This window comes from uncultured Megamonas sp. (assembly GCF_958438645.1).
Taxonomy (GTDB): Bacteria; Bacillota; Negativicutes; order Selenomonadales; family Selenomonadaceae; genus Megamonas.
In genome coordinates, this window is the sequence record NZ_CAUBSM010000006.1 from 81,142 (window position 1) to 107,722 (window position 26,581).

General features: G+C 30.8%; 24 protein-coding genes and 2 tRNA genes. 11 read left to right on the forward strand and 15 right to left on the reverse strand.

Annotated elements, in window-relative coordinates; all coding sequences use genetic code 11:
* Nucleotides 1–12: 12 nt before the first annotated feature.
* The 6 genes from moaA to Q5I67_RS06560 form a co-directional block, all read right to left on the reverse strand.
* Nucleotides 13–975, reverse strand: a complete 963-nt coding sequence (gene moaA / locus Q5I67_RS06535; protein ID WP_302486777.1) for a GTP 3',8-cyclase MoaA — start codon at nucleotides 973–975, stop codon at nucleotides 13–15.
* A gap of 33 nt (nucleotides 976–1,008) precedes the next feature.
* The gene (locus tag Q5I67_RS06540) at nucleotides 1,009–2,232 is read right to left on the reverse strand and encodes a molybdopterin molybdotransferase MoeA (protein WP_302486778.1); all 1,224 of its coding nucleotides are present in this window, start codon (nucleotides 2,230–2,232) and stop codon (nucleotides 1,009–1,011) included.
* Between the two features lie 36 nt (nucleotides 2,233–2,268).
* The gene (locus tag Q5I67_RS06545; protein ID WP_296896408.1) at nucleotides 2,269–2,559 is read right to left on the reverse strand and encodes a hypothetical protein; all 291 of its coding nucleotides are present in this window, start codon (nucleotides 2,557–2,559) and stop codon (nucleotides 2,269–2,271) included.
* 80 nt (nucleotides 2,560–2,639) lie between these two features.
* A tRNA-Ser gene (locus tag Q5I67_RS06550) sits at nucleotides 2,640–2,727 on the reverse strand.
* A gap of 72 nt (nucleotides 2,728–2,799) precedes the next feature.
* Nucleotides 2,800–2,991, reverse strand: coding sequence for a DUF951 domain-containing protein (locus Q5I67_RS06555; RefSeq protein WP_296895756.1), 192 nt, complete (start codon nucleotides 2,989–2,991; stop codon nucleotides 2,800–2,802).
* Between the two features lie 11 nt (nucleotides 2,992–3,002).
* Nucleotides 3,003–3,908, reverse strand: coding sequence for a cation diffusion facilitator family transporter (locus Q5I67_RS06560; RefSeq protein ID WP_296895757.1), 906 nt, complete (start codon nucleotides 3,906–3,908; stop codon nucleotides 3,003–3,005).
* Between the two features lie 298 nt (nucleotides 3,909–4,206).
* On the opposite strand from Q5I67_RS06560, the gene Q5I67_RS06565 reads away from it, so the two are divergent.
* A complete protein-coding gene (locus Q5I67_RS06565) occupies nucleotides 4,207–5,172 on the forward strand; it encodes a type I phosphomannose isomerase catalytic subunit (protein WP_296895758.1) in 966 nt (321 codons plus the stop codon).
* Nucleotides 5,173–5,245: 73 nt separating this feature from the next.
* On the opposite strand, the gene Q5I67_RS06570 is transcribed toward Q5I67_RS06565, so the two are convergent.
* Complete coding sequence (locus tag Q5I67_RS06570) at nucleotides 5,246–6,430, reverse strand: MFS transporter (protein ID WP_302486779.1); 1,185 nt, start codon at nucleotides 6,428–6,430, stop codon at nucleotides 5,246–5,248.
* 100 nt (nucleotides 6,431–6,530) lie between these two features.
* A tRNA-Pro gene (locus Q5I67_RS06575) sits at nucleotides 6,531–6,607 on the reverse strand.
* Nucleotides 6,608–7,035: 428 nt separating this feature from the next.
* Between Q5I67_RS06575 and Q5I67_RS06580 the strand changes: the two genes are divergently transcribed.
* The 6 genes from Q5I67_RS06580 to Q5I67_RS06605 all read left to right on the forward strand — a co-directional run bounded on the left by Q5I67_RS06580 (nucleotide 7,036) and on the right by Q5I67_RS06605 (nucleotide 13,913).
* Nucleotides 7,036–8,055 (forward strand): pyridoxal-phosphate dependent enzyme, encoded by a 1,020-nt coding sequence (locus tag Q5I67_RS06580; RefSeq protein ID WP_302486780.1) that lies wholly within the window; start codon nucleotides 7,036–7,038, stop codon nucleotides 8,053–8,055.
* Nucleotides 8,056–8,215: 160 nt separating this feature from the next.
* The gene (locus tag Q5I67_RS06585; protein ID WP_302486781.1) at nucleotides 8,216–8,980 is read left to right on the forward strand and encodes a TSUP family transporter; all 765 of its coding nucleotides are present in this window, start codon (nucleotides 8,216–8,218) and stop codon (nucleotides 8,978–8,980) included.
* Nucleotides 8,981–9,434: 454 nt separating this feature from the next.
* The gene (locus tag Q5I67_RS06590; protein WP_302486782.1) at nucleotides 9,435–10,343 is read left to right on the forward strand and encodes an exopolyphosphatase; all 909 of its coding nucleotides are present in this window, start codon (nucleotides 9,435–9,437) and stop codon (nucleotides 10,341–10,343) included.
* A gap of 6 nt (nucleotides 10,344–10,349) precedes the next feature.
* Nucleotides 10,350–11,045, forward strand: a complete 696-nt coding sequence (locus Q5I67_RS06595; RefSeq protein ID WP_302486783.1) for a DNA alkylation repair protein — start codon at nucleotides 10,350–10,352, stop codon at nucleotides 11,043–11,045.
* A 184-nt stretch (nucleotides 11,046–11,229) separates the two neighbouring features.
* The gene (gene gyrA, locus Q5I67_RS06600) at nucleotides 11,230–13,674 is read left to right on the forward strand and encodes a DNA gyrase subunit A (RefSeq protein ID WP_302486784.1); all 2,445 of its coding nucleotides are present in this window, start codon (nucleotides 11,230–11,232) and stop codon (nucleotides 13,672–13,674) included.
* 26 nt (nucleotides 13,675–13,700) lie between these two features.
* Nucleotides 13,701–13,913, forward strand: a complete 213-nt coding sequence (locus tag Q5I67_RS06605) for a DUF2905 domain-containing protein (protein WP_302486785.1) — start codon at nucleotides 13,701–13,703, stop codon at nucleotides 13,911–13,913.
* A 49-nt stretch (nucleotides 13,914–13,962) separates the two neighbouring features.
* On the opposite strand, the gene Q5I67_RS06610 is transcribed toward Q5I67_RS06605, so the two are convergent.
* Nucleotides 13,963–15,222: an LCP family protein gene (locus Q5I67_RS06610; protein WP_302486786.1), complete on the reverse strand. Its 1,260-nt coding sequence runs from the start codon at nucleotides 15,220–15,222 to the stop codon at nucleotides 13,963–13,965.
* A gap of 183 nt (nucleotides 15,223–15,405) precedes the next feature.
* Here Q5I67_RS06610 and Q5I67_RS06615 point away from each other — a divergent pair, with 183 nt between their 5' ends.
* Nucleotides 15,406–17,301 (forward strand): fructose-1,6-bisphosphatase, encoded by a 1,896-nt coding sequence (locus Q5I67_RS06615; RefSeq protein WP_302486787.1) that lies wholly within the window; start codon nucleotides 15,406–15,408, stop codon nucleotides 17,299–17,301.
* A 128-nt stretch (nucleotides 17,302–17,429) separates the two neighbouring features.
* A complete protein-coding gene (locus Q5I67_RS06620; protein ID WP_296895967.1) occupies nucleotides 17,430–19,046 on the forward strand; it encodes a potassium/proton antiporter in 1,617 nt (538 codons plus the stop codon).
* 75 nt (nucleotides 19,047–19,121) lie between these two features.
* On the opposite strand, the gene fucO is transcribed toward Q5I67_RS06620, so the two are convergent.
* The 3 genes from fucO to Q5I67_RS06635 all read right to left on the reverse strand — a co-directional run bounded on the left by fucO (nucleotide 19,122) and on the right by Q5I67_RS06635 (nucleotide 22,936).
* Nucleotides 19,122–20,273: a lactaldehyde reductase gene (gene fucO, locus Q5I67_RS06625; RefSeq protein WP_302486788.1), complete on the reverse strand. Its 1,152-nt coding sequence runs from the start codon at nucleotides 20,271–20,273 to the stop codon at nucleotides 19,122–19,124.
* A gap of 191 nt (nucleotides 20,274–20,464) precedes the next feature.
* Complete coding sequence (locus Q5I67_RS06630; protein WP_302486789.1) at nucleotides 20,465–21,628, reverse strand: MFS transporter; 1,164 nt, start codon at nucleotides 21,626–21,628, stop codon at nucleotides 20,465–20,467.
* 144 nt (nucleotides 21,629–21,772) lie between these two features.
* On the reverse strand, nucleotides 21,773–22,936 hold the full coding sequence (locus tag Q5I67_RS06635; RefSeq protein WP_302486790.1) for an MFS transporter: 1,164 nt from the start codon (nucleotides 22,934–22,936) through the stop codon (nucleotides 21,773–21,775).
* Nucleotides 22,937–23,088: 152 nt separating this feature from the next.
* On the opposite strand from Q5I67_RS06635, the gene Q5I67_RS06640 reads away from it, so the two are divergent.
* Nucleotides 23,089–23,511, forward strand: coding sequence for a MarR family winged helix-turn-helix transcriptional regulator (locus tag Q5I67_RS06640; RefSeq protein WP_302486791.1), 423 nt, complete (start codon nucleotides 23,089–23,091; stop codon nucleotides 23,509–23,511).
* 2 nt (nucleotides 23,512–23,513) lie between these two features.
* Nucleotides 23,514–24,182, forward strand: coding sequence for a YitT family protein (locus Q5I67_RS06645; protein WP_296895977.1), 669 nt, complete (start codon nucleotides 23,514–23,516; stop codon nucleotides 24,180–24,182).
* Between the two features lie 3 nt (nucleotides 24,183–24,185).
* Here Q5I67_RS06645 and Q5I67_RS06650 read toward each other — a convergent pair whose 3' ends face one another.
* The 3 genes from Q5I67_RS06650 to Q5I67_RS06660 all read right to left on the reverse strand — a co-directional run bounded on the left by Q5I67_RS06650 (nucleotide 24,186) and on the right by Q5I67_RS06660 (nucleotide 26,360).
* Nucleotides 24,186–24,518, reverse strand: a complete 333-nt coding sequence (locus Q5I67_RS06650; RefSeq protein WP_302486792.1) for a multidrug efflux SMR transporter — start codon at nucleotides 24,516–24,518, stop codon at nucleotides 24,186–24,188.
* A gap of 6 nt (nucleotides 24,519–24,524) precedes the next feature.
* On the reverse strand, nucleotides 24,525–24,851 hold the full coding sequence (locus tag Q5I67_RS06655) for a multidrug efflux SMR transporter (protein ID WP_302486793.1): 327 nt from the start codon (nucleotides 24,849–24,851) through the stop codon (nucleotides 24,525–24,527).
* A 138-nt stretch (nucleotides 24,852–24,989) separates the two neighbouring features.
* Nucleotides 24,990–26,360, reverse strand: a complete 1,371-nt coding sequence (locus tag Q5I67_RS06660; RefSeq protein WP_302486794.1) for a glycoside-pentoside-hexuronide (GPH):cation symporter — start codon at nucleotides 26,358–26,360, stop codon at nucleotides 24,990–24,992.
* Between the last annotated feature and the right edge of the window lie 221 nt (nucleotides 26,361–26,581).

The window sequence follows — 26,581 nt, forward strand, 5'->3', positions numbered from 1 at the left end:
TTATTATATCACTTATCCACCAATTAAAGACATAGATTTATCCTCTTTTTGACAAAAAGTTTTATCTTCTAAATGATGATTTTTAGGTTTATGATAAATAGTATCTTTTATTATCATTAAAATTTCTTCATCTGATATATTATCGTTTAACAATTTTTTCAAATTAACACCACTATTATAATGCAAACAAGGCTTTAAAATACCTGTTGATGTCAATCGTAAACGATTGCAATTAGCACAAAACTTATGTGATAATGCTGAAATAAATCCTATATTTATAACTAAATTTTCCACTTGATAATAATGTGCAGGACCTTCAAAAATATCTATTGGTTTTAAAGCTCCATATTTTTTGCTAATTATAGCTTTTAAATCATCTTCTTTTACCGCTTTAAAATCTTTTGCTACATTCATCGGCATTAATTCAATAAGTCGTAAATCAATTTTATTATCATTGGCAAATTCAATCAAGGGAATTATCTCTTGTGTATTTACTCCCTGCATAATTACACTGTTAATTTTCAAAGGAATATCTTTTTCTTTTGCCGCTTTTATACCAGACAAAACCTTATCTATATTTCCACCTCGTGTAATTTTTCTAAATAAATTTTTATCAAGACAATCCAAGCTTAAATTTATACCACTTATACCAGCTTTTTTCAAAACATCTACTTTATTAGATAATAATATGCCATTTGTAGTCAATACTATTTTTTCTATACCTTGTATTGCTTTAAATCTTATTATTAAATCTTCAATATTCGGATATAATAATGGCTCTCCGCCAGTGAGCCTTATTTTTTTTATACCCGTTGAACTGATTAATTCCACTAAATGTATTAAATCTTTTTGTGAAAGTATTTTTTCATTTTGTTTTATTCCTTGCTCGGGCATACAATACTGACAACGCAAATTACAATTACTTGTAAGTGATACTCGCAAATAATCTATATCACGCTTAAAACAATCTTGCATCGAAAATCCTCATCATTTCTATCTTACATAAATTCAATTTTCTGTTTTAATTTCTTTTCGTTCAACAATTAATTCTGCTGTCACTTCATCGCCTGTTTTTAAACTAGTACCCTTTAGTCTGTAAATAAAACCATTATATTTTTGTAATAAAGTGGCTCTTGTTACACCTTTAGGATTAATCATTTGTGCATGATATTCATCATTTTGTTTAAAAATATGAACTTGCAGACAAAAATCTGCATTTTTAGGTGCTGTAAAATCAAAATCTACGATTACATCTATTGTTTCCAAAGAACTTAATTTTTGATGATAATAAGCTTGCATAATAGCTTTTAGATAAAAACGCATAGCCAATTCAGCACCATTTGGAGGACCTGCAATGCCCAATACTGGTTTTTGTCTAAATTTAGAGAAACTAGAATGTTTACCTGGTCTACAACCCAATTCGTAAACTAAAACTTCACCTTCTGTTTCTAATAAATCAAGCGTAAAATCCTTTGTTCCTTTAGAAGAACCTGCATTGATTAATACAATATCTGCCATATCACTTGCTTTTGTAAGTGCTTCTTTTAATTTTACTTTATCATCTGGAATTATCGGAAAAATTGTTAAATCCGCTTGATATTGCTGACAAAAAGCATATAACATCATGCTATTTGACTCTATATTTTTATCTATAGGATAATCATCATTTTGCCACGATACTAATTCATCACCAGTAGGAATAAATACTATCTTTGGTCTTGCTATGACTTTTACTTCTTTAATACCACCTGAAGCTAATAAGCCAACTTGAGGTGCTGTGATTTTTGCATATTTATTTACTAAAATTTCATTTTCACCAATAAGACTTCCTGGTGGATCAATTAATTGCCCCTTTTTTTCAGGTTTAGCCAAGATTTTTAATTTACCTTCTATAAAACGAACATCTTCAATTAGAATAACTGTATCATATGGTTCTGGCACTACACAGCCAGTATTGGCAAAAATATATTCTTTGCCTTCTTGCCAATTTTCAGTATTTGGTATGCCACTTTCAAAATCTGAAAAACAAACACCTATACCATCCATTTTGCTCACTGGCAATTTAGGTAAAACGACTTTTGCTTTCACATCTTCAGCACTGACTCTATCTACAGCATTGTATAAATCTACAGTTTCTGTTTTTCGTTTAAACTCTATTTGCTCGATGAGAAATTTTTTCATCATTTCTCGAGAAGGCATATAACCTTTTTCTATATATTCACGATAAGCCATAATATCACCTCATAAATATATTACTTATATTATTTTTTATTTTATTTTTCCTGAAAAGAAATATATAAGCACTGTCAATACAATTCCTAATGCTCCATACAATGGCCCTTTCTCAATAAAAGCATAAATAGTCATCGCCAAACAAATAACTACTGCAATAGAAATCTGTTTTGCATTCTCTTTACGGTAAGCAAAAGTTTTATAATCTACACCAGCTTCCTGTTTAAAACAATCCTGACAAATAATGCGTTTATTGCCATCTTTATCTGTATTGACCAAAGCTACTTTTTCATCAATATGTTTATGACAAATTGAACATTCTACCATCTATTTACCCACCTTTAATCTATATTTTCCACACAAAATAAAAAAGACCTGCTCGTATGAGCAGGTCTATTATGCACATATGGCAGAGAGGGTGGGATTCGAACCCACGGTACCTCTCGGTACAATTGATTTCGAGTCAATCACCTTCGACCACTCGGACACCTCTCCAGATATTCATAATATGATTAGAACCACCAAAATTATATCATTGTCAAAATCAAAATACAATACCTAGTTGCATTATTCTTCGTTTACTATAGCTTTAGCCATCTTTTCGAATTTTACACGTGGCATCATCACAAAATGACCACATCCATTACATTTTAAGCCAAAGTCCATACCAACTCTAAGTATTGTCCATGTATCGCTACCGCATGGATGCTTTTTTTTCATGCGTACTACATCATTTACTTTATACTGAATTTTTTCCATCTATTTAAACCTCATGCCTTAACGTAGTTTTTTTTTATAACTGAACCATTTTCATCTACAGGTTCTGGATGAATAGTTATATCAAATCCACCAAATTTACTTTTTATTTTACGTTCAATATCATCACAAATATTATGAACATCTTCTAAATGCATATCTCTATCAAAAGTAACATGCACATCTAAAAGTCTATCAGAACCAGATTTTCTTGTACGTAAATGGTGATAACCTCTTAATCCTTTATGTGATAAAATAATTTCACCGATAATAGCTTCTTCTTCCTGAGATAAACTACTGTCTGTTAATTCTCTTGCACTATCTACAACCATTTTATATCCTGCATGGAAAATAATTAAAGCTACAACAATAGCAATGACAGGGTCCAACCATAAAAAGCCAAATACTTTCATCCCTACAAGACCTAATAAAACACCGACAGAAGTCCATACATCTGCTTGAAGATGTAATCCATCTGCTTCTAATGCCTGTGAATCAGTCTTTTTCGCTACAGATATTAAACGACGAGAAACAATAATATTTACAACAATAGAAATAAACATTATATATATACCATATTGTAAAAATTCTGGGTCTAATGGTGTATTAAATTTGTGTATTGCTTCATAAATAATAAAAATAGCTGTAGCTACAATCAATAAAGCTTCTACCGCTGAAGATAAATTTTCAAATTTACCATGACCATAATCATGTTCTTTATCTGGTGGAGCTACGGCTTTTCGTACAGCCCAAAATGCAATAAAAGCAGCTATTAAATCAACACCTGAATGTAGAGCTTCTGATACCAGACTAACTGCTCCTACATATAAACCAACTGCTAATTTTAAAACAACCAATAGCGTATTTGACATAATTGACAGCCATGCTGTATTACGCTTTAAAGTGTTTGCGTCTGTCATAAAAACCACCCATTTCTAAAAATATAAATGCTATTAATTATCATTCAAAAAAGTTTTTCATAGCAAAAAATCTGCAACATCTTTTTGATGTGCAGATTTAACTAAAAATATTATTTATATCCTAACACACTAAAAAATATATGTAAAGCAAAAGATATTATACAGAATTTCTAGACAATACAAAAATCAACATAAATTCTTATAGACAAATATAAAATTAATGTTAAGATAAAATTAGTATTTTTCTTATTAAAATCTTAAAACAAAAATCAAAATTGAATTGAAAGGATTTGATATAATGCTTTATCCATTAAAATTAAATGCAGCTTTTAAAGACTACTTATGGGGCGGAACTAGATTACGTGATGAATTCAATAAACAAACAGATATTGATCCTGTAGCTGAAAGTTGGGAATTATCTTGCCATCACGATGGAGAAAGCATTATCAGTAATGGCGAATTTTCTGGTAAGACTTTAGCCCAATATATAAAAACTGTTGGCAAAGATGTAATAGGTACAAAAGCTCCTAAAGATAAAGACTTTCCTATTCTAATCAAATTCATCGATGCTAAACAAAGTTTATCTGTACAAGTTCATCCAGATGATAAATATGCTCTTTTACATGAAGGCGAATCCGGTAAAACTGAAATGTGGTATGTAATGGATGCAACTCCAGATGCTACTTTAATCTATGGATTTACTCATGAAATATCCCACCAAGAATTTGAACGTCGCATCAAAGATAATACACTTCTTGAAGTTTGCAACCAAGTGCCCATAAAAAAAGGTGATGTATTTTTCATCGAAGCAGGTACACTTCATGCTATTGGTGCTGGAGCATTAATCGCTGAAATCCAACAAAGTTCCAACTCTACTTATCGTGTTTATGATTATGGTCGTATTGGTAAAGATGGTAAACCTCGTGAACTTCACATTGAAAAAGCACTTGCTGTTACTAAACTTGAACCACCAACTAGAAAACCTGAACCTATTGCCAAACTTACAACTTTTGCAGACTATGATTTAACAATACTTGCACAATGTGATTTATTCAATGTCAGTCATTTTAAATTACATGGCAATTGTTCATTGAATGCTAAATCAGATAGTTTCCATTCTATCTTAGTTCTAGATGGACAAATCGCATTGACTTACGGCAAAGATAGTTTTACTATCGCTAAAGGTGAAAGCGTATTTATCCCTGCTAATATGGGCGAATATATTTTAAATGGTACAGGTGAATTTATTTTAACCACATTATAATAGAAAAAATAATAAAGGCAAGTAACTATTTTATAGATTACTTGCCTTTTTATTATATATTTTTATAAAGATATTAACTTATAACTTTTCTTTTTTCTGGAGTTAAATACACTAATACAATACTTATAATTAATAGTATTGCAGTTAATGCTAAAGCCATGGTAAGTCCCAAGCTTTCAGCGAGTGAACCAGTAAGCATTGTACCAAAACCACCAAGACCAAAAGATAGACCAAGCATCATACCAGAAGCCATACCTGGATTATCTGGTAATAAATCCTGTCCCCAAACTATAGCTCCAGGATTTGCTGCCATAACTAAGCCACCACCAATAAATAAAGCAATATATACCAATATATTTATTTGCTGTACAAACAAAAAATACATTGTAGGTATTAATGTAAATATCAACGCCCACAAAATTACTCTTTTATAACCGATTTTATCATTTAAAGCTCCACCTATTAAACCACCTAAGACAGAACCACATAAATATATTGTTAAAATCCAACCACTTGAAGTATTATCACAACCCTTTTCTATCGCCCATAGTGGTAAAAATGTAGTTAATGCGGTAAATAACCAAGCCCTAAGGCCCATGGATACATTTAATAACATCAATGGTTTATTCTTCAAAATTTGAATTAAATTAAAATGCATATTTTTAGCCACTTGTTCATTAACAAAACGAGCCTTTGATAATCCCGAACTATACATTAATACACCTAAGATAATTGCAGGTATGATCAATATAGGTAAATAAGCTAAACTGTACATCTGCATAAAATAAACTAATAAAATAGGTGCTAATGCAAAACCAAAACTGCCACCTGCTACAAATAAAGAAATACATGTCGATATTTTTCCTTCAGGTGCGACTTTACTCACTAGACCTGCTCCCATTGGATGAAAAGTAGAAACAGCCAATCCACTAAGACCAATTAATATAGCCAATACAATAAAGTTATTCGCCCAATTAGTAAGGCAGATAAATACTGCACCAAAAGGAATAATCAACGGCATAATTTTATTAAAATTATATTTATCCATAAAATAACCAAAAACAGGTTGTAAAACATTAGCTGATAAAGACATGACCATAACTAATGCCCCACTCAAAGTAAGTGATAAACCTAATTTAGGTATTAAAATTGGCAATAATATAGGTAAAAAATTACAATAAAAATCATTGAAAAAATGACCCATGGCTAATAAAATTACTTGTAGATAAGATTTTTTTACTACTACTTCATTTGACATTATGTATACCTCAATATTAAATTTATTTATAAAAAAAGCGAAAGCTCCTGCCTTCGCTAATAAACAAAAAAAGGAAGCTTTCGCTTCCTATCATTTCTAATGGTCGGAGCAGCAGGATTCGAACCTGCGACCCCCTGGTCCCAAGCCAGGTGCTCTACCAAACTGAGCCATGCCCCGTTCCTCACTTGTTCCTCGTGAGAACATGTATTATTATATGACCTTTAGAAAGAAATGTCAACACCTTTTTTTAAATTTTTTATAAAAAATTTAAAAAAAGTTTTCACTGCCTAAAAAAGCCTATAAATCAAGCCTTTTTTATCTTTTTTTATCATTTTCCCTTCTTAGTATTATTGATATGGATAAAAATTTTTCTATATTTTTATCCATCTTTTAAATAAATTAATCATTATTTAAAAGGAAAAATATTTCATGCCATAGAATATATATTTATATAATATAGTTTGAAAATCTTTTATACATAATAAATACATATTAGCACGTAAATTTATTAAATATTAATATATTTATAATATTTCTTTATTTTTATTAAAGAAATCGTATTCTATTTTATTTTTATGAAATTATTTTTTTAGGAGATGATTTGTATGCATTTTTATTGTGAAAAATGTAAAAAAGAATATCCATTAAATTCAACTTCTTACCATTGTTCTTGTGGAGGTTTATTTAGATTATATAAAAACGCTTCTGATCCTGTAATCCCAGAAGTATCTATCGGTGAAATCGAAACTCCTTTGATACCTATAAAATTTGGCAAACAAGAATTTTTCTTTAAAATGGAAAATCTAAATCCAACTGGTTCATTTAAAGCCCGTGGTGCCAAAACAATGATTAGTATACTTAAGGATCTAGGCATTAAACACATAATCGAAGACTCTTCAGGAAATGCTGCTTCTGCTATCGCTGCTTATGCTGCTGCTGCTAATATAAAATGTACTGCTTATGTACCTGAAAATATTGCTGCAGGTAAATTAAATCAAATTGAAACATATGGTGCTCAAATTCGCCTTGTTATCGGTAATCGTGATACTGCGGCAAAGACAGCCCAAAAGGAAGCTATAAAAACAAAAACATATTATGCATCTCATGTTTATAATCCATTATTCTTTGAAGGCATAAAATCCTTAGCTTATGAAATTTATCATGAATTAAATAACCATGTACCTGAATATATTTTCCTTCCTGTCGGTAATGGTACAATGCTACTCGGTCTTTATTATGGATTTGAAGAAATTGGTCGTCTACCAAAATTCATTGCCATTCAAAGTGAAAATTGCAGTCCTTTATATGATGCCTTTAAGAAAAAACGCAAACCATCTAAAGTAAGTTATACCATCGCTGATTCCATTCGTGTTGAAAAACCAATGCGTCTAAAAGAAATGCTCATGGCTATTACTCGCAGTAATGGTGAAGTTCTCACTGTTGATGATGAAGAAATCATCGAAGCTCAACATCAAGTAGGTAGAAAAGGTATCTATATTGAACCAACTGCTGCCGCTTCCGTTGCTGGTGCTTTAAAATATTTCAAAAAAGGAAAACCAGACAATTACCGTGTTATCATTCCAATAACTGGTGCTGGTATTAACACTTCTAGTAACAAAGATTAAGATAAAAGTCAGTTTTAGTAAAAACTAAAACTGACTTTTTTATTTAATCATTAAAATTAATTATAAAGATATATTTTATCAAATAAAATATATGATACAATATATTATTAATTAACTTAATTTATATAAATATAAATTTAAAATCAGAAAGGATGTTTTGATGGAAGATATTAATATCTATATGTGTTTATTTCTAATTGTTACTGGATTTATCGCAGCTTTTATCGATACTGTAGTTGGCGGTGGTGGTCTTATTTCTTTACCTGCACTTTTATTTACTGGCATGCCTCCCGTTACAGCTATAGCTACGAATAAAGTGTCTGCTTCTATGGGTGCTACAATCGGTTTTGCCTCTTTTGTTCGCTCTGGTAGAGTAGATTTTTCTACTATAAAATATTTACTACCACTTTCTTTTATTGGCTCAATCTGTGGTGCTAGTATTTTAAAATTAATTCCTTCTGACTTTCTTCGTCCCTTAATTATCATTTTACTTGTAGCGGTAACTATCTATACTTTGACAAAAAAAGAATTTGGTCAAGTCGCTACTTTTAATGGTATGAGTCAAAAAATGTGGATACTAAGCGCTATTGCTGCATTTATTTTTGGCTTTTATGATGGGTTTTTCGGCCCTGGCACTGGTACATTTTTATTATTTGCATTTCTTTGGATTGGTTTTGACTTTATCGGTGCTGCTGCTAATGCCCGTGGTTTAAACTTCGCTAGTAATATCGCTGGTGCATTATTTTTCATCAGCTCTGGCATTGTTGATTTCGCTTATGCCATTCCCATGGGACTTGCCATGATGGTTGGGGCCTTCTGCGGAGCTCGCATGGCCATTGCCAAAGGTGCTACATATGTAAAAACATTATTCATCATCATGTCCATCGTATTAATCGGAAAACAAGTAATTGATTTACTCAAATAAATTGTTCATTTCTTTGGTGACAAAGAAACGAACCAAAGAAATCACCGCAGATAAATTTTTAGTTTTGAAAATAATTATCGCTTCATACAACGCTTAGAAACTCGCTTCGCTCAGACATTCAGACTAAAACCGTATTCAGCGATAATTATTTTCAATAACCTAAAGGTTACCACTAAAAATTTATAATGCGGAAAATAAATATTACGTATTATTAATATAATACCAAACTTTCCCTCATTAACAGACTTTTACGGTAGCTGAAAGCTATTGACAAAGATAAAACTATGGATACGGTTTTAGTCCTACTGTTTGAGCGAAGCGAGTTTAGAGCGTTGTAGACATAGTTTTATCTTTGTCAAAGTAAAATCAATATTGCGGGTAAATTTTCTTTTTGATTCGTTTTTCTTTTATTTAAAAGAAAAATGAATACTAACTTTTGGGAGGGTATATTTTTATGTTATATGCAGTTATTGACATTGGTTCTACTACTATTCGTATGGCTATTTATGAAATCTTGGATAATAAGTTAAATCTTATTCATAAACGCAAATATACTGTAGGTTTAGCAAGTTATGTCAAGGATAATATCATGGAACAAGCTGGTATTGATAAAGCTTGCGAGATTTTAAATAGTTTTAAATCCTTCTTGACTTCTTTTAATATTGAAAATGTAAGTGCTTTTACTACAGCTGCACTTCGCAATGCTAAAAATAGTAAAGAAGCTGTTGCTGAAATCATTGCTCGCACTGGTATTGATTTGCATATCATCTCTGGTGATAAGGAAGCAACTTATGATTTTATCGCTGCTACACATGAACTTGATTATCATGATGGTTTTATCATTGATATCGGTGGTGCTAGTACAGAACTCATTCGTTTTGCTGACAATAAAATTATCCAAAAAACTAGCTTACCTATCGGCTCTTTAGCTCTCCATACAAAATATGCGACTGACTTTTTACCTAGCGAAGAAGAAATCGCACAAATGATAAAAGAAGTTCATGCTATTATTGATACAGCACCAGAATTTAAAGATATTTCCCATGCTGAAATCTGTGGTATTGGCGGTACTTGTAAAGGAGCTAGAGCTTTATATAATGAAATGTACGCTCAAGATGATATAAATGAAACTATACCTGCTGACAAAATTCCTGAAATGATTACTCATTTCACTCGTGGTCATAAATTAACAGATAAAGATATAACTACTCTATTAAAAACAGTGCCTGACCGTCTGCATACTATTATTCCTGGTATGGTCATAGCTAATGAAATTGCAAATTTAATCAATGCTACAGCCATAACTTATAAAGATGCTGGTATGCGTGAAGGATTTTTATATACTCATGTAATTGAAGCTTAGTTTTTTATGCAGAAAAATAACGATATTTTACAAATATTATTCTCTTATCAAGATAAAAAATATGCTCAATTTGTACAAAAATTATTGCCTAAAAATATTGATAGAGAAAATATAAAAATCATCGGTATACGCTTGCCACAATTGCGTAAAATTGCTAAAAAGCTAGTAAAAAATAATTGGCAAAAGTTTTTAACTCAAAATACAGATGAATATTTTGAGCAAATCATGCTTGAAGGCTTTGTCATTGCTTATGCTCCTATTAATGTAAATGCAAAACAAAAATTAATTCAAAAATTCTTGCCTAAAATAAATAATTGGTCTATTTGCGATAGTTTTTGTGCCAGTTTCCAATTGAAAACTAAAGATAAAAATTTATATCTATCTTTTATAAAAAATTATTTAAATAGCCCTAATGAATATGAACTGCGTTTTGCCATCGTAATGTTGTTAGACTACTACTTAACAGAAGATTTTGCTGATGATGCACTTCAATTAGTCTATAATACAAAAGATATTTCTTATAGTGTAAATATGGCTAAAGCTTGGGCATTTAGTAAATATTTTTCGTATTACCCAGACAAAGGCTTAAAATTTTTGCAAATACAGTCATTATCTAAAGATGTTTTTAAAATGACTTGTCAAAAAATAAGAGATTCTCATAGAGTTTCTTCTCGTTATAAAGAAGCATTAAAAAATTTATAAAAATTTTTATCAGTTGTTATCTAAATTCATTATTTAACAACTGATTTTTTTAACCCATATAGCGTCAAAGCCTTATATCATGGACTTTTTTCGCTAAAAATGATAAAATATATTAGTTAAGATGATTGTCGTAATATGTTATTTCGGTCATATTTTGACCGTAGATTAAAATTGAGGTGAGAATGTGACAGAAGCTACAAATACAGGAAAAATTCTCCCTGTAAATCTTGAAGATGAAATGAAAAATTCGTATATTGATTATGCTATGAGTGTAATCGTTATGCGTGCCTTACCCGATGTTCGTGATGGTTTAAAACCTGTTCATCGTCGTATTTTATATGCTATGCAAGAAGCTGGTATGGGCTCTAATAAACCATACAAAAAATCCGCACGTATCGTCGGGGAAGTATTAGGTAAATATCATCCACATGGTGATACTTCCGTTTATGATGCCATTGTTCGTATGGCTCAAGACTTTTCTTGTCGTTATGTATTAGCAGATGGTCATGGGAACTTTGGTTCCATTGATGGTGACTCTGCTGCTGCTATGCGTTATACAGAAGTTCGTATGTCAAAAATTGCAGAATTAATGCTCCAAGACATCGATAAAAAAACTGTAGATTTCACACCAAACTATGATGAATCCCTACAAGAACCAGCTGTATTACCTTCCAAAATCCCAAATCTCTTAGTCAATGGTTCTTCAGGTATTGCCGTTGGTATGGCAACTAATATACCGCCACATAATTTGACTGAAGTAATTGATGGCGTTTTACAGATGATTGATAACCCAGAAATTACTATTGATAAATTAATGCAAACTATCAAAGGTCCAGATTTCCCAACTGGAGCAATGATCATGGGTCGTGATGGCATTATTTCAGCTTATAAAACTGGTCGTGGTGCTGTAAAAATGCGTGCTTGCACAGAAATCACAACTTTACCAAATGGCAAACCACGTATCACTGTAACTGAATTACCATATCAAGTAAATAAAGCTCGTCTTGTAGAACGCATTGCTGAACTTGTTCGTGATAAAACAATTGATGGTATTACAGATCTAAATGATGAATCAGACCGCAACGGTATGAGCATTGTAATTGATTTACGCCGTGATGCAAATCCAGAAGTTATTTTAAATCAATTATATCAACATACTCAATTGCAAGAAACTTTCGGTGTAATCATGCTTGCTCTAGTTGAAGGCAGACCTCGCATTCTCAATTTAAAACAAGTTTTACACTACTATATCAAACATCAAGAAGATGTTATTCGCCGTCGTACACAGTATGAACTCACAAAAGCTCAAGCTCGTGCTCATATCTTAGAAGGCTTAACTATTGCACTTGACCATTTAGATCCAATTATTAAAACAATTCGCGATTCTAAAAATGGCGATAGTGCTAAAGAAGTCTTAATGAGCGATTATACACTCACTGAAAAACAAGCTCAAGCAATCTTAGATTTAAGATTACAACGTTTAACAGGTCTTGAACGCGAAAAAATTGAAAATGAATATCTTGAAATCTTAGATTATATCTCTGATTTACAAAATATCTTAGCTGATGAACAGAAAATCTTAGATATTATCAAAGACGAACTTTCTGCCGTTAAAGCTAAATTTGGTGATGCTCGTCGCACTCAAATCACAGATGATAGCTCTGATATGGATATTGCAGACCTCATCGCTAAAGAAGATGTAGTTATTACTTTAACTCATAATAATTACATCAAACGCATTCCTGTAACTACGTACCGCAATCAAAAACGTGGAGGTCGTGGTGTCACTGGTATGGGTACAAAAGAAGAAGATTATGTAGAAAATATGATCATCTCTTGCACTCATGATACTATCTTATTCTTTACTAATAAGGGACTTGTATACCAGTTAAAAGGATATGAAATTCCTGAATCTGGTAGAACAGCAAAAGGAACTGCTATTGTCAATCTCTTGCCATTGGCTAAAGAAGAAACAATCACTGCCATTATACCTATTAAAGAATTCTCTAAAGATAGATATTTATTCATGGCTACTCGTCAAGGTATTGTTAAAAAGACAGGTCTTAGTGAATTTGATACTAATCGCAAAAAGACAGGTCTTATCGCACTTTCTTTAAAAGAAAATGATGAATTAATCGGCGTAAAATTAACTGACGGTAATCGCCAAATCATCATCGGTACTCGTGATGGTATGTCTATTTGCTTTAATGAACAAGATGTTCGCCCTATGGGCAGAACTGCTCGTGGTGTTATCGGCATAAAATTAAAAGGTGAAGATACAGTAATCGGCATGGATAATATCCGTGAAGATTGTGAAGTATTGACCGTTACTGAACACGGCTTTGGTAAACGCACTGCTACATCTGAATACCGTACACAAACTCGCGGTGGCATTGGTATCATCAACATTAAAGTCACTGAAAAAACAGGTTTTGTAATTGGCATAAAAGTTGTTGATGGACAACAAGAATTTATGTTAATCTCCACCGAAGGTATTGTTATCCGCTCAAATATTGAAGAAGTTTCTGTAATTGGTAGAAATACTCAGGGCGTAAAAATGATGAATATGGATAATAATGATAAAGTGGCTGCTCTTGCTGCTTTTGAAATTAAAGAAGACGATAATTAATTCTTAAAATAAAAGGAAATTCTACTATGTATGATATGGGAAAAATATTCATCTATATAGGAATTGCCCTCGTTATTATTGGCTTATTAATCCATTTTGGTGGAAAAATTTTACCACTAGGAAAACTTCCTTTTGATTTTAAATGGGAAGGAAATAATTGGGGCGTTTATTTCCCTTTAGGTAGTTCTATTTTAATTAGTATTATCTTAACAATAATTTTAAATTTATTATTTCGTTAAAATAAAAATACCGCAAATAGAGTAAAAATCTATTTGCGGTATTTTTTATTTACGATTTACCTGTAGTATTCATATCCGAAGTAGGCACTTCTCTTGTTGGTGATTGAGGAGTTATTTCCTTTGGTTTACTTTCTACAGGAGCTTTTGTTCTAGGCTGTTCTACCTCTTCTTGTCTATCATTTTCTATACGAGGACTATCATTTTCTACTGGAGTATCTGTTCTTGATCTTCGTGTACTTCTTTCTTCTTGCATTTCATGATTTCTATGCAATCTTTCTTCACGTTCTTGAGCAATTTCTCGTTTTATACGTTCTTCTTGTGTTACTTCTACAGCATTTTTAGGAATAGATTCTTGATATTCCATATTATCTTCATGTATAGATGTAGTAATTGTATTATCTATTTTTATACCTAATGTATTAGCCAAAATCTGTCGTGTTTTACTAATATCTGGTATCCAATAACTTACACCTTCAATATATACAGGTTTTCCTGGAACCATGTCAGATTTTAGACCATTGTCTTTTGCTTCTTGAAGTGTTCCTAAAAAAGACAATAATTCACTAACAGACATATCTGTTTCAACTGAATCAGAAACTGCTGATACAATTGATGGCAATTTAGGAATAATTGTTGGAGATACTAATTTATCCATTACAGCTTTCATAAAATTCTGCTGACGTTTAATACGACCTATATCGCCCTCTTCATCGCGATAACGTACATATGTTATAGCAGTTTTTCCATCCATGTGTTGCATACCTGGCTGAAGATCAATATATAAACCACCATCATCATCCCATGGATCTTCATAATACATACGTTTTTCTACATCAATATCTATACCACCTAAAGCATCAATAATTTTGGTAAAACCATGTACATTGATTTTTATATAATGATCGATATGTGTATTTAATAAATTTTCAATAGTTTCTTGCGTTAATTTCCTACCGCCATAAGCATATGCCGCATTAATTTTATCAAAACCATATCCTCGAATTTTTACACGCGTATCACGTGGCACAGATAATATTGCAGCTTGATTTTTTTCTGGATCTAATGTAGCAATCATCAAGGTATCGCTTCTACCTACATCATCTTCACGCTCATCTACACCCATAATCATTACCGTTGCTTTATCTTTTGCTACCAACATTCCCTTTTTGTCATTATCATAGTCTGGTTTATTATCAACTAAAGCATTAGCAAAAAAAGCTCCCACCATACCGGATAAAACAAAAACTACTATTAATACCAAAATATATTTAATATAGCGGTTTTTATTCTTTTTATCTCCATTTCCCAATTATTATCCCTCACATCATTCAAATTCATTTAAATATTAACTATTCTATTATAAGATTTTCTTAATTATTCCGCAATTACTATTTCTTTATTTTAGTAAACGTATACTAAAAAAACTTTATTTTCATAAAAATGAAAATATTATATAATACTATTATCACATTCTATATAAAGGAGTATTACTGTGGACAAAAATAAACAAAAATATAAATATTTATATCTATTATCAGAAAAATATCCCAATCGTCAATCTGTTGTAACAGAATTAATTCGATTAAAGGCTATTTTAAATTTAGCACGTCCTACAGAACATTTTATGAGTGATTTGCATGGAGAATACGAATCTTTTTTTCATATCCTCAATAATTGCTCTGGCGTCATCAAAGAAAAAGTAGACTATTTATTTTCTGAAGAAATGTCCACCTCGCAAAAAGCTGAATTTTGCACTTTAATTTACTATCCTAAAGAAAAAATACTCAATTTAAAAAAGCAAAAATTAATCACTACTCAATGGTATGCTCAAAATCTTAAATATCTATTACGATTATCTCGATTGATGTCTTATAAATATCCTCAATCAGAATTGAAAAATCTAATGCCTAAAGGATACGAAACCATCATTCTTGAACTGCTCACAGCAAGACCAAATGATGATACCTTCCAAGAAGTATATTTTAATACTATCTTAAATACCTTAATCAATATTAACAGTGGCACAGATTTTATCATCGCCTTCACCAAATTCATCAAAAAACTAGCTGTTGCTCATTTGCATATCGTCGGTGATATTTATGACCGAGGACAACGACCTGACTCTATCATAGATATGCTGCGTCAACATCATTCTGTTGATATTCAATGGGGCAATCATGATATTTTATGGATGGGAGCAATGTGCGGCAATGAAGCTTGTATAGCGACCGTAGTGCGAAACTGTCTATCTTATAATAATACTGCTGTCTTAGAAAAAGGATATGCCATCAGTCTTCGTTCTTTATCTTCACTTGCAAACAAACTCTATCCTAATAAAACTCTATTAATAGCTATGCAACGAACTATCTCTATAATTCTCTTTAAATTAGAAGGACAACTAATCAAACGCAACCCAGATTTTAAAATGGATAATCGCCTTTTATTAGATAAAATAGATTATACTTCTAAACATATAAAAATAAATGATATATCTTATCCTATAAAAAGCCCTTCTTTCCCTACGATAAATCCTCAAAATCCTTATGAACTCTCCTCAGAAGAAATTGAAGTTTTATCTGATATAAAATCTGCTTTTTTAGATAGCGTTCGTTTACGTAAACATATAGATTTTCTCTATCAAAAAGGTAGTGTCTACAAAGCTTACAATAATAATTTACTTTATCACGGATGTATACCTCTAAATAATGACGGCAGTTTTATGCGTATCTGTATAAATAATAATTACTACTTCGGCAAAAATTATTTAGATTTCGTCGATAAAACCATTCGCCAAGCTTATCTTGGTCTATATGAACAAAAAAATATTGATTTAATGTATTATTTCTGGTGTGGCAGATATTCTCCATTTTCCGGTAGAGAATTTAAGACCTTTGAACGTATGTTCATCGAAGATAGTGATACTTGGATTGAACCTTCTGATGCCTATTATAAATATTGTAATGATGAAAAAATCTGCGATATGATACTCGAAGAATTTTCCTTAAAAACAAAACGTGGACATATAATCAATGGTCATGTTCCTGTCAAAGTAAAAGAAGGAGAAAGTCCTGTAAAAGCTAATGGGAAACTAATCATCATTGATGGCGGTTTTTGTAAAGCTTATCATAAAAAAACTGGCATTGCTGGTTATACGCTAATTTCTAATTCACGCGGTTTACGTCTTTTAGAACATCAATCTTGTGCTAATATCAAAGAATCCTTAAAAGCCAATCAAGATATCGAATCTGTTTCTTGCACGCTAGAATTGCAAAATTATCATTCATCAACGACTGATACTGATTTAGGTGAAGAAATTCAATGTCAAATAAATGATATCTATCATTTAATGCTAGCTTATCAAAATGGTTTAATTCCTGAACAATCTTAATCTCATATTGATTTAAGGCAATTTATTTTTTATCTAAATGAAAAAATAAATTGCCTTTTTTTGACATCTTCATGATTATTTGAGATAATTTTTATATATAAATAAAATGAAAAGGATAGATTATACTTATGACATTATTTCTTTTAATCTGTGCAATTATTTTAATTGCTTGTGTAATTGGAAGTAAATTATCTACTCGCTTTGGAGTACCTACTTTATTATTCTTTATTGGTCTAGGTATGCTATTTGGCTCTGATGGTTTATTTCAAATTCATTTTGAAGATTATTCCCTTGCTGAAAAAATCTGTTCAGCAGCCCTTATTTTCATCATGTTTTATGGTGGCTTTGGCACAAAATGGAAAACCGCCCGTCCTATAGCCCCTCAAGCTATTTTACTGAGTACTATCGGTGTCTTCATTACAGCTGGTCTTACTGGTGTATTTTGTCATTTAGTATTAGGTTTGCCACCACTTGAAGGATTGCTTATCGGAGCTGTACTAAGTTCTACTGATGCCGCCTCTGTCTTTTCTATCTTACGTTCACAAAAATTAAATTTAAAATATAATACTGCACCTATGTTAGAAATCGAAAGCGGTAGTAATGATCCTTGTGCTTATATGTTGACTATACTTTTATTAACTAGTATAGGTAGCAGTCTAAACATTTTTGATATTTCTTATTTGATTTTTTCCCAATTTGCTTATGGAATTATCATTGGTGTCGCTTTAGCTTTTATCGCTTCTTGGATATTAAAAAATGTTCAATTCGGCGAAAATGGTTTTGACTCTATATTCTTAGTTGCTATTGCCTTAGCGGCTTATGCCCTTCCTTCGTTAGTTGACGGCAATGGCTATTTAAGCACTTATATTGCAGGTATCATCTTAGGTAATCAAAATATCCCTAAAAAGAAAAATCTCGTAAACTTTTTTGATGCCTTTAATGGTATGATGCAAATGCTTATCTTTTTCTTATTAGGTTTATTAGTATTCCCTTCAAAATTGCCATATTACTTTATTCCAGCTTTATTTATAGCTATTTTCCTTACATTTATAGCTAGACCAATAACCATGGCAATCTTATTGACTCCTTTTAAAGCTCCTCTAAATCAACAATTAATCATGTCATGGGCTGGTCTTCGTGGTGCTGCTTCCATCGTTTTTGCTATCGTTGCTGTTGTATCTCCAAATTATGCTGATGACTCGATTTTCTCCATAGTATTTTGCGTTGTTCTTTTATCTTTACTATTTCAAGGAGCCTTTCTTCCTTCAGCATCTAAACATTTAAATATGCTTGATGAACATGAAAATGTACTAAAAACATTCAATGATTATACTGATGAAAATAATATACATTTCACTTGTTTAGAATTAACTAATTCTCATCCATGGATTAATAAACAAATTCGCGATATCGGCTCTATTCCTGGCACATTAATCGCTGCTATTTTAAGAAAAGGTGCTACTATAACGCCAAAAGGAGATACATTTTTACGTGATGGAGACACTCTCATTATCTGTGCTAAAACATATCAAGGTAATGATAATATCACTCTAAATGAAATAACCATTGACTCTAATAATGAATTCATCGGGCAAAAACTTCGTGATATTGATATACAAAAAGATTCTCTTGTAGTCTTAATTCAAAGAGAAGGTGTTGATATCATTCCTGATGGAGATACTATACTCAAAGAAAATGATACTCTCGTTATCTTTTCACAAAAAAATCTATTTCACCTAGCTTAAATTAAATATAAAAATAAAAAGATAGTTATACGACAAAATTTAGTCCTATAACTATCTTTTTTAATTTAAATTTTATTACATGATAGATTTATAAATTTCTTTAATTTCTTCTACACTTACATCTCTTGGATTTCCCGGCGTACAAGCATCGACAAAAGCGGATTCTGACAAAAATTGAAGATCTTCTTCTTTTACACCTAATTGAGTCAATTTCTGTGGAATTCCCACATCTACGCTCAATTTTTCTACAGCTTCAATACAAGCTTGACGAGCTTGTTCTATACTCATATCTGCTGTATTTTTTACACCCATAGCTACAGCGATATCACGATATTTATCTGCTGTTGATGATGCATTAAACTTCAATACTGGTGTCAATAAAATAGCACATGCTACACCATGTGGAATATCATATACTGCACTCAATGGATGAGCCATAGAATGTACTATACCTAAGCCAACATTAGAAAAGCCCATTCCTGCAATATATTGACCTAAAGCCATTTGTGCTCTACCTTCTGGATCACCTTTAACAGAATCTCTTAAAGAACGAGCTATGATTTCAATAGCTTTTATATGCATCATATCTGTTAATTCCCATGCACCTTTAGTGATATAACCTTCGATAGCATGAACAAGTGCGTCCATTCCTGTTGCTGCACAGAGTTTCGGTGGCATAGATGCAGTCATATCTGGATCGATAATTGCTACTACTGGAATATCATGAGGATCTGCACAAACAAATTTACGATTTTTTTCTTCATCTGTAATTACATAATTGATAGTTACTTCTGCTGCTGTACCAGATGTTGTGGATACAGCAATGATTGGCATTGCTTTATGTTTAGTTGGTGAAGCACCTTCTAGACTTCTAACATCAGCAAATTCTGGATTTTTCATTATGATTGCAATTGCCTTACTTGTATCAATAGCACTACCACCGCCAACAGCAACAATTACATCAGCACCACATTGTTTACAAAAATCAACGCCTTCAGTCACATTTGTAATTGTAGGATTTGGTTTTATTTTATCATAAATTTCATAAGCTATTTGAGCTTCATCTAAAATATCGCAAACTTTTGTTGCTACTTTAAATTTAAGCAAATCTTTATCTGTAACTAACATAACTTTTTTCAAGCCACGATTGATTACTTCATTTGCAATTTCTTTTATTGCCCCTTTACCAAAGTAAGATGTCTCATTTAATATTGTTCTACAAACCATTAAAATTCCTCCATTTATAATATCTAGATTAATTGTTATTTTTTTCACAAAATTTACTCTAAATAAACAATAAATAAAAATCAAATTTCTTTACTTATTATAATTCATAAAATAACATAAATCAACATAAAAACAACATAAATTCAAATAAAAAAGATATTCCAACTTAAATAGAATATCTTTTTTTATATTTATTTTAATTTACTAAATACATATTTAGATACAACTACCTGCATAATAAATAAAATCATTAATAAATAAAATACAGATACAATACCTATTCCTTGAGCAATAAATCCCAATATAGCAGGCCCTAATATAACGCCCGTATAACCCATACAAGTAACAGCCGTAACAGCAGCATTTATCGGCATATCTTTTTGATACTGCAATAAGCTATATAATACAGGTACAATATTTGCAGCACCTAAACCAAGCAAAACAAAACCAAATAACATTAAATAAAAATTATCTATAATGATTATCCACAAAAATCCTATTCCAGCTAAACTACTTCCTAATACTACAGCTTTTTCTTCGCCTAAAAATTGTACTATCTTATCCCCGATTAAACGCATAATGAGCATAGCTACTGAAAATACAGCATATCCAATACCTGCCAAAGATAATTCCACATCTTTCGCCTCTGTTAAAAATACACCGCCCCAGTCCATGACTGCACCTTCACCTAAAAAACTAACTCCCGCTAAAATACCAAACAAAATTACAATTCCCTTAGGAATAGCAATCGCACTTTCACTACTAGCACTTTTATAATCTAAAAAATATCTACCAAAAATAAATACAATAGTTAAAATTATTAAACAATGAATAATTGCTATAAAAAATACATCCAGTCCTATCTTAGCTAAAATACTGAATAAGCCTGCACTACAAAAACACCCCACACTCCAAAAACCATGCATACTAGACATCATGCGTTTTTGCGATAATTTTTCTACAACAACAGCGTTTATATTCATGCAGACTTCCGTACAACCCATAATAGCTCCTACCAAAACTAAACAAATAGCATATGACCAAATATTAGGTAAACAAGATAAAGCTACTAAAGCAACAGCAAAAATACAACCTGTAGTCATCATAACTTTTTTACAACCAAATTTTTTACCCAAAATTCCGCCAATAGGTATAACAATAAAAGCACTTATACCTATACATAATAATAATAATCCCCAAATATCAGCTTCAATATGTAAACGTTCTTTAATCATCGGTATCATAGGTGCCCATGTCGAGATGGCAAATCCTGGTATAAAAAAAGCCATTCTAGCCGCATATTGTTCTTTTTTACCAACCTGAAGCTGTATTAAATTTTTATCTTCTAAACTCATAAAATCAAAAATAAACCTCTTTTCTTTCCTATTTTTTTTAAACAATATACATACCATATTATATGAAATTAATAAAAAAAGCTATAATAATAAAACCTTGTATAACTTAGAAAAATCCTAGCTATACAAGGTTTTTTATATTATTTAACGCAATACTTTAAATACATAAGAAGATACTATTGCTTGAATGATGAATAATCCCGCTAAAATACAAAATACCGCTATAATGCCAATCCCATGAGCAATAAATCCTAATAAAGCTGGACCAAACATTACACCCATATAGCCCATACTTGTCACTGCTGTTACAGCTGCATTAATCGGCATTACTTTTTGTCTACCTAATAATGTAAATACTACTGGAACAATATTTGCAGCTCCTAAACCAAGTAAAACAAAACCAAATTGCATAATAAAGAAATTATCAAAAACAATAGATATTATATAACCTATACTTGCTACAATACCTCCAAAAACAACAACATGTTGCTCACCTAATTTTTGTACCACTTTATCACCAGTCAAACGACCAATGAGCATAGCTGCTGAAAATACTGCATACCCAACACCAGCTAAAGATAAATCCACCCCTTTAGCCTCAGTTAAAAATACTCCACTCCAATCCATCATACCGCCTTCACCTAAAAACGAAATGACAGCTAAAACACCAAATAAAGTTACAATTCCTTTAGGAATAGCAATAGCTTTTCCATTGCTAGCACCTTTATATGGTAAAAAATATCTACTAAATAAAAAGATAATCATAAAAATAATCATACAATGTATAATTGCTATTTGACTAATATTTAATCCTAATTTAGCTAAAATACTAAATAATCCTGCTCCGGCAAAACAACCAACACTCCATAATGCATGCATACCTGACATCATGCGTTTTTTAGAAAGTTTTTCTACGACTACAGCATGAATATTCATATTTACATTCAAAATACCACCAATAGCACCTAAACAAAATAAAAAGATAGCATACATATAAATATTTGGTAACATAGATAAAATTATAATTTCTACACCCATGCACATACCCATGATGCGTAAAACTTTTTTACAACCAAATTTCTGTGCAAATAATCCAGCTATAGGCATCATTAAAAAAGAACTTACACCAATACATAATAACAATAATCCTAGTATATCTGCTCCAATATTTAAACGTTCTTTAATAATTGGTATCATTGGAGCCCAAGTAGACATACCAAAACCAGCTACAAAAAATATTATCCTAGCTGCATATTGCTCTTTTTTCCCCACTTGAAAAGCATTCAAATCTTGTTCTTTTTCATTCAAAATATATCACCTCTTATTAAAAATACTGATATATTATATCCATACTTTGTATTTATGTCTACTAAAATACTTTTAAATTCATTGACATTTATTTTTATAACTCCTATAATTTAGTTTGAATTCAAACTAAATTATAAATTGGAGGTGATATAATGTTATCCGACGAACTTCATTTTCTTCTATTAAAAAGCTTCCATCATAGCAATAAAAATATTATTCAAAAAGTTTCTGTCCTCAATCTTTTACCAGGTCAGCCTAAAATTCTTGAATACTTATTAGAAAATAACGGTTCTATAGCTAAAGATATAAGTAATGGCTGTGTTTTAGATAAATCAACTATTACTAGTTTATTATTGCGTATGGAAAAACAAGATTTAATCACACGCAAAACTCATTCTACAGATAAACGTTCATCATATATTTATCTAACAGAAAAAGGAATAGATATGGCCCAAAAAGTAAAAAAAATTTGTTTTACTGTTGATGATAAAGCTTTAAAAAACATCCCACCCCAAAACAAAAAAATTCTCTTAGAAACCTTAAATACCGTTATTGATAATTTAAAGGAGGACTAATCTTGAAAATTATACTTTTACGTTATTTTTATTTTATTCTAGGCATTATCATAAATTCTTTTGGCATAGCCTTTATCACCAAAAGTGATTTAGGCACTTCACAAATTTCTTCTGTTCCTTATGTTTTAAGTTTGGAATTTAGCGATTATACATTTGGAATGACTACATTTATTTTTAATATACTTTTCATCATCATTCAGGTAATCATATTACGCCGAGATTTTCACCCTATTCAATTTTTACAAGTTTTTGCCAATATTCTATTTAGCTTTTTTATCGACGTAAGTATGAATTGGCTAAGTTTTTTTCAACCAGAATCATTTATCATTAAATTGATTTCTTTAATCATCGGTTGCATGATTTTAGCGTTAGGTATTTGTATAGAAGTAGCCCCTAATGTAATTGTTGTTCCTGGTGAAGGTGTCGTTCGTGCTCTTGCTTTGGCTATCGCCATAAAAAAACCAAAAGTAAAATTTGGGACAATAAAAATTTATTTTGATATAACACTTATAATTCTAGCTTGTATTTTATCATTTATATTCTTTGGTGAATTAAATGGTGTAGGTATTGGCACAATTATTTCCGCATTGGTCGTAGGCAAATTCATCAATTTCATAAATCAACACTTCAAATTTCTTAGACATATTCGTGCATTAACTCGTTTAAAATAATCACTATGATACTAATTTTAAACCTACTACAGAAGATAGAATCATAGCTATACAAATTAATCGTTTCCAATTTGCACTTTCCCCATAGCGGATAATACCCACCAAAACTCCACCTACTGAACCAAATCCTGACCAAACTGCATATGTAACGCTCATAGGCAAAGTTTTCAAAGCTAAATTTAATAATAATAAACTTATGCCAAATGCCAAAATCATTTTTATAATCAAAGTACTAGATTTTTTCAAGCCTAAATTTTTGATTATTTGCCATTTATTCATATAATTAACACTTAAAACTTCTAAAAAACCTGCAATAATAACAAAGATCCATTCCATATTTTTTTACCTCTCTACTTTCTCATTTATTAACTTCAAACCAATAATACCTAAAATTAACGTAAACATAAAAAATAATTGCCAAAAAGTCGGTGATAAATTAAAAAATAAAAATTCAATTAATATTGTACCTATTGCACTCAATCCCACAAATACAGAATAAGCAGTTCCTACAGGAAGTGTATTTCCCGCTGTAATTAAACAATAGCTAGAACCTAGAATAGCTAAAATTGTCACTAACCACTCTATAGGTAATACAGCATATTTTAAACCAGTTACCCACATCAATTCAAAAAAAGTTGCCCCTATGATTTTTAACCAACCAATATTCATAAAAAAACCTCCTAAAACTAAAAATAAAAAGGGCTATAGACCATGCTGTTTTTCTCAGAAACCACAAAATCTATAGCCCTTTTTCATGGCAAATTTACTTATAATAGATTATCAAAAAAATTTTTTTCTGTCAATTTGCTAATTATTATTTTTACGCATTATAACTAATTCATCTAAAATATTTTGATAAAAACTTCCATTTAATTTATAAAATTTAAGATAGATAAATAAAATAATAATAAATAATGAAGCAGATGCTACAAACATCATTAATCTAAGACCGAATATCGTATCTGCAGTTTGCATTACATTTGGTACATAACCAACTAAAGATAAAACCATTGCTCCTATAAATCCAGCTATAGCTGAACCAAATTTTGCTGTAAAAGTTTGCACTGAAAAAACTATTGCTTCACTTCTAACACCACATTTATATTCACCATAATCAACTGTATCTGCTAACATCACTGTAGTTGATACACCAGCCAAAGCATTTCCTAAACAAAATAAACTAGCTACACTAAAAAATAAAACAACACTTGCTTTGTGGCCATCACCAACAAAAAACATACCCAATAAACCTAAAACTAATAAAATAGCAGATAAAATATAAACTACTTTTCGTGAAAATTTATTTGCTAAAGATGGAAAAGCTATCAAACCTATAGAGCCAACGACAAAATTAACTATGCCAAAAATAGAAAACCATTCTTCATGACAAACTACATATTTGAAAAAATAAATATTCATTCCAGTACATAAAAATACTGCAATTTGCTGTAATATCGTCATAAAAATAATAATTAATAATTGATCATTTTCCTTCAAGAAATTCAATACTTCGCTAAGTTTAATATCTCTTTTATTTTTTATAACTACATGTTCACTGACATTTCTAACACATATTATTTCACAAATATTGAATACAACAGCTACAATCACAGCAAATCTCAAATAACCATCACTTTCACTAGCTCCCATATTCACGCCTAAATAAGCGATTACTAATAAACCAATTGTAGACATCATTTGACCACCAAAAGTCGCAAATAATCTAGATAACATAGAAATTTTATTTCTAATCTTAGCATCATTTGAAAATGCCGGTATCATTGCCCAAAAAGGTACGTCCATCAATGTATATGTAAGACTCCATAACAGATATGTAACAATACACCAGACATTTATCAAAATTCCTTGTAAAAAAGTTACTGGATTTAAATATAATAGAATTAAAACAAAAGAATTTATTATTGTTCCTATTAAAATCCAAGGACGAAATTTTCCCCATTTAGTTTTTGTATTATCAACAAGCCAGCCCATAAAAGGATTAGTTATAGCATCTACAATACGAATCACTAAAAATAAAGTACTCACAAAAATTAATGATACACCAACTACATCAGTATAAAAAATCATCAGAAAAGCAGCTATCATATTATAAATAAAATCTTTTCCATAAGCTCCTATTCCATAAGATAATTTCTCTTTCCATAAAAGTTTTTCCATAAATAAATTTGCTCCTCCATTTTTTTAATTTTTATAAAATAAAAAGACTATAACTCCTCTGTTTTGTTCAGAAACAGAAAAAGTTATAGTCTAAAATGACGAATTCAATATTTTTCTATGGAAATATTATGCAAAAATTTTAATGAGTTGTCAATAATTATTCATAAAATATAAAGAAAAAAGCACTGAAATACTTCAGTGCTTTTTCTTAACTGGCAACT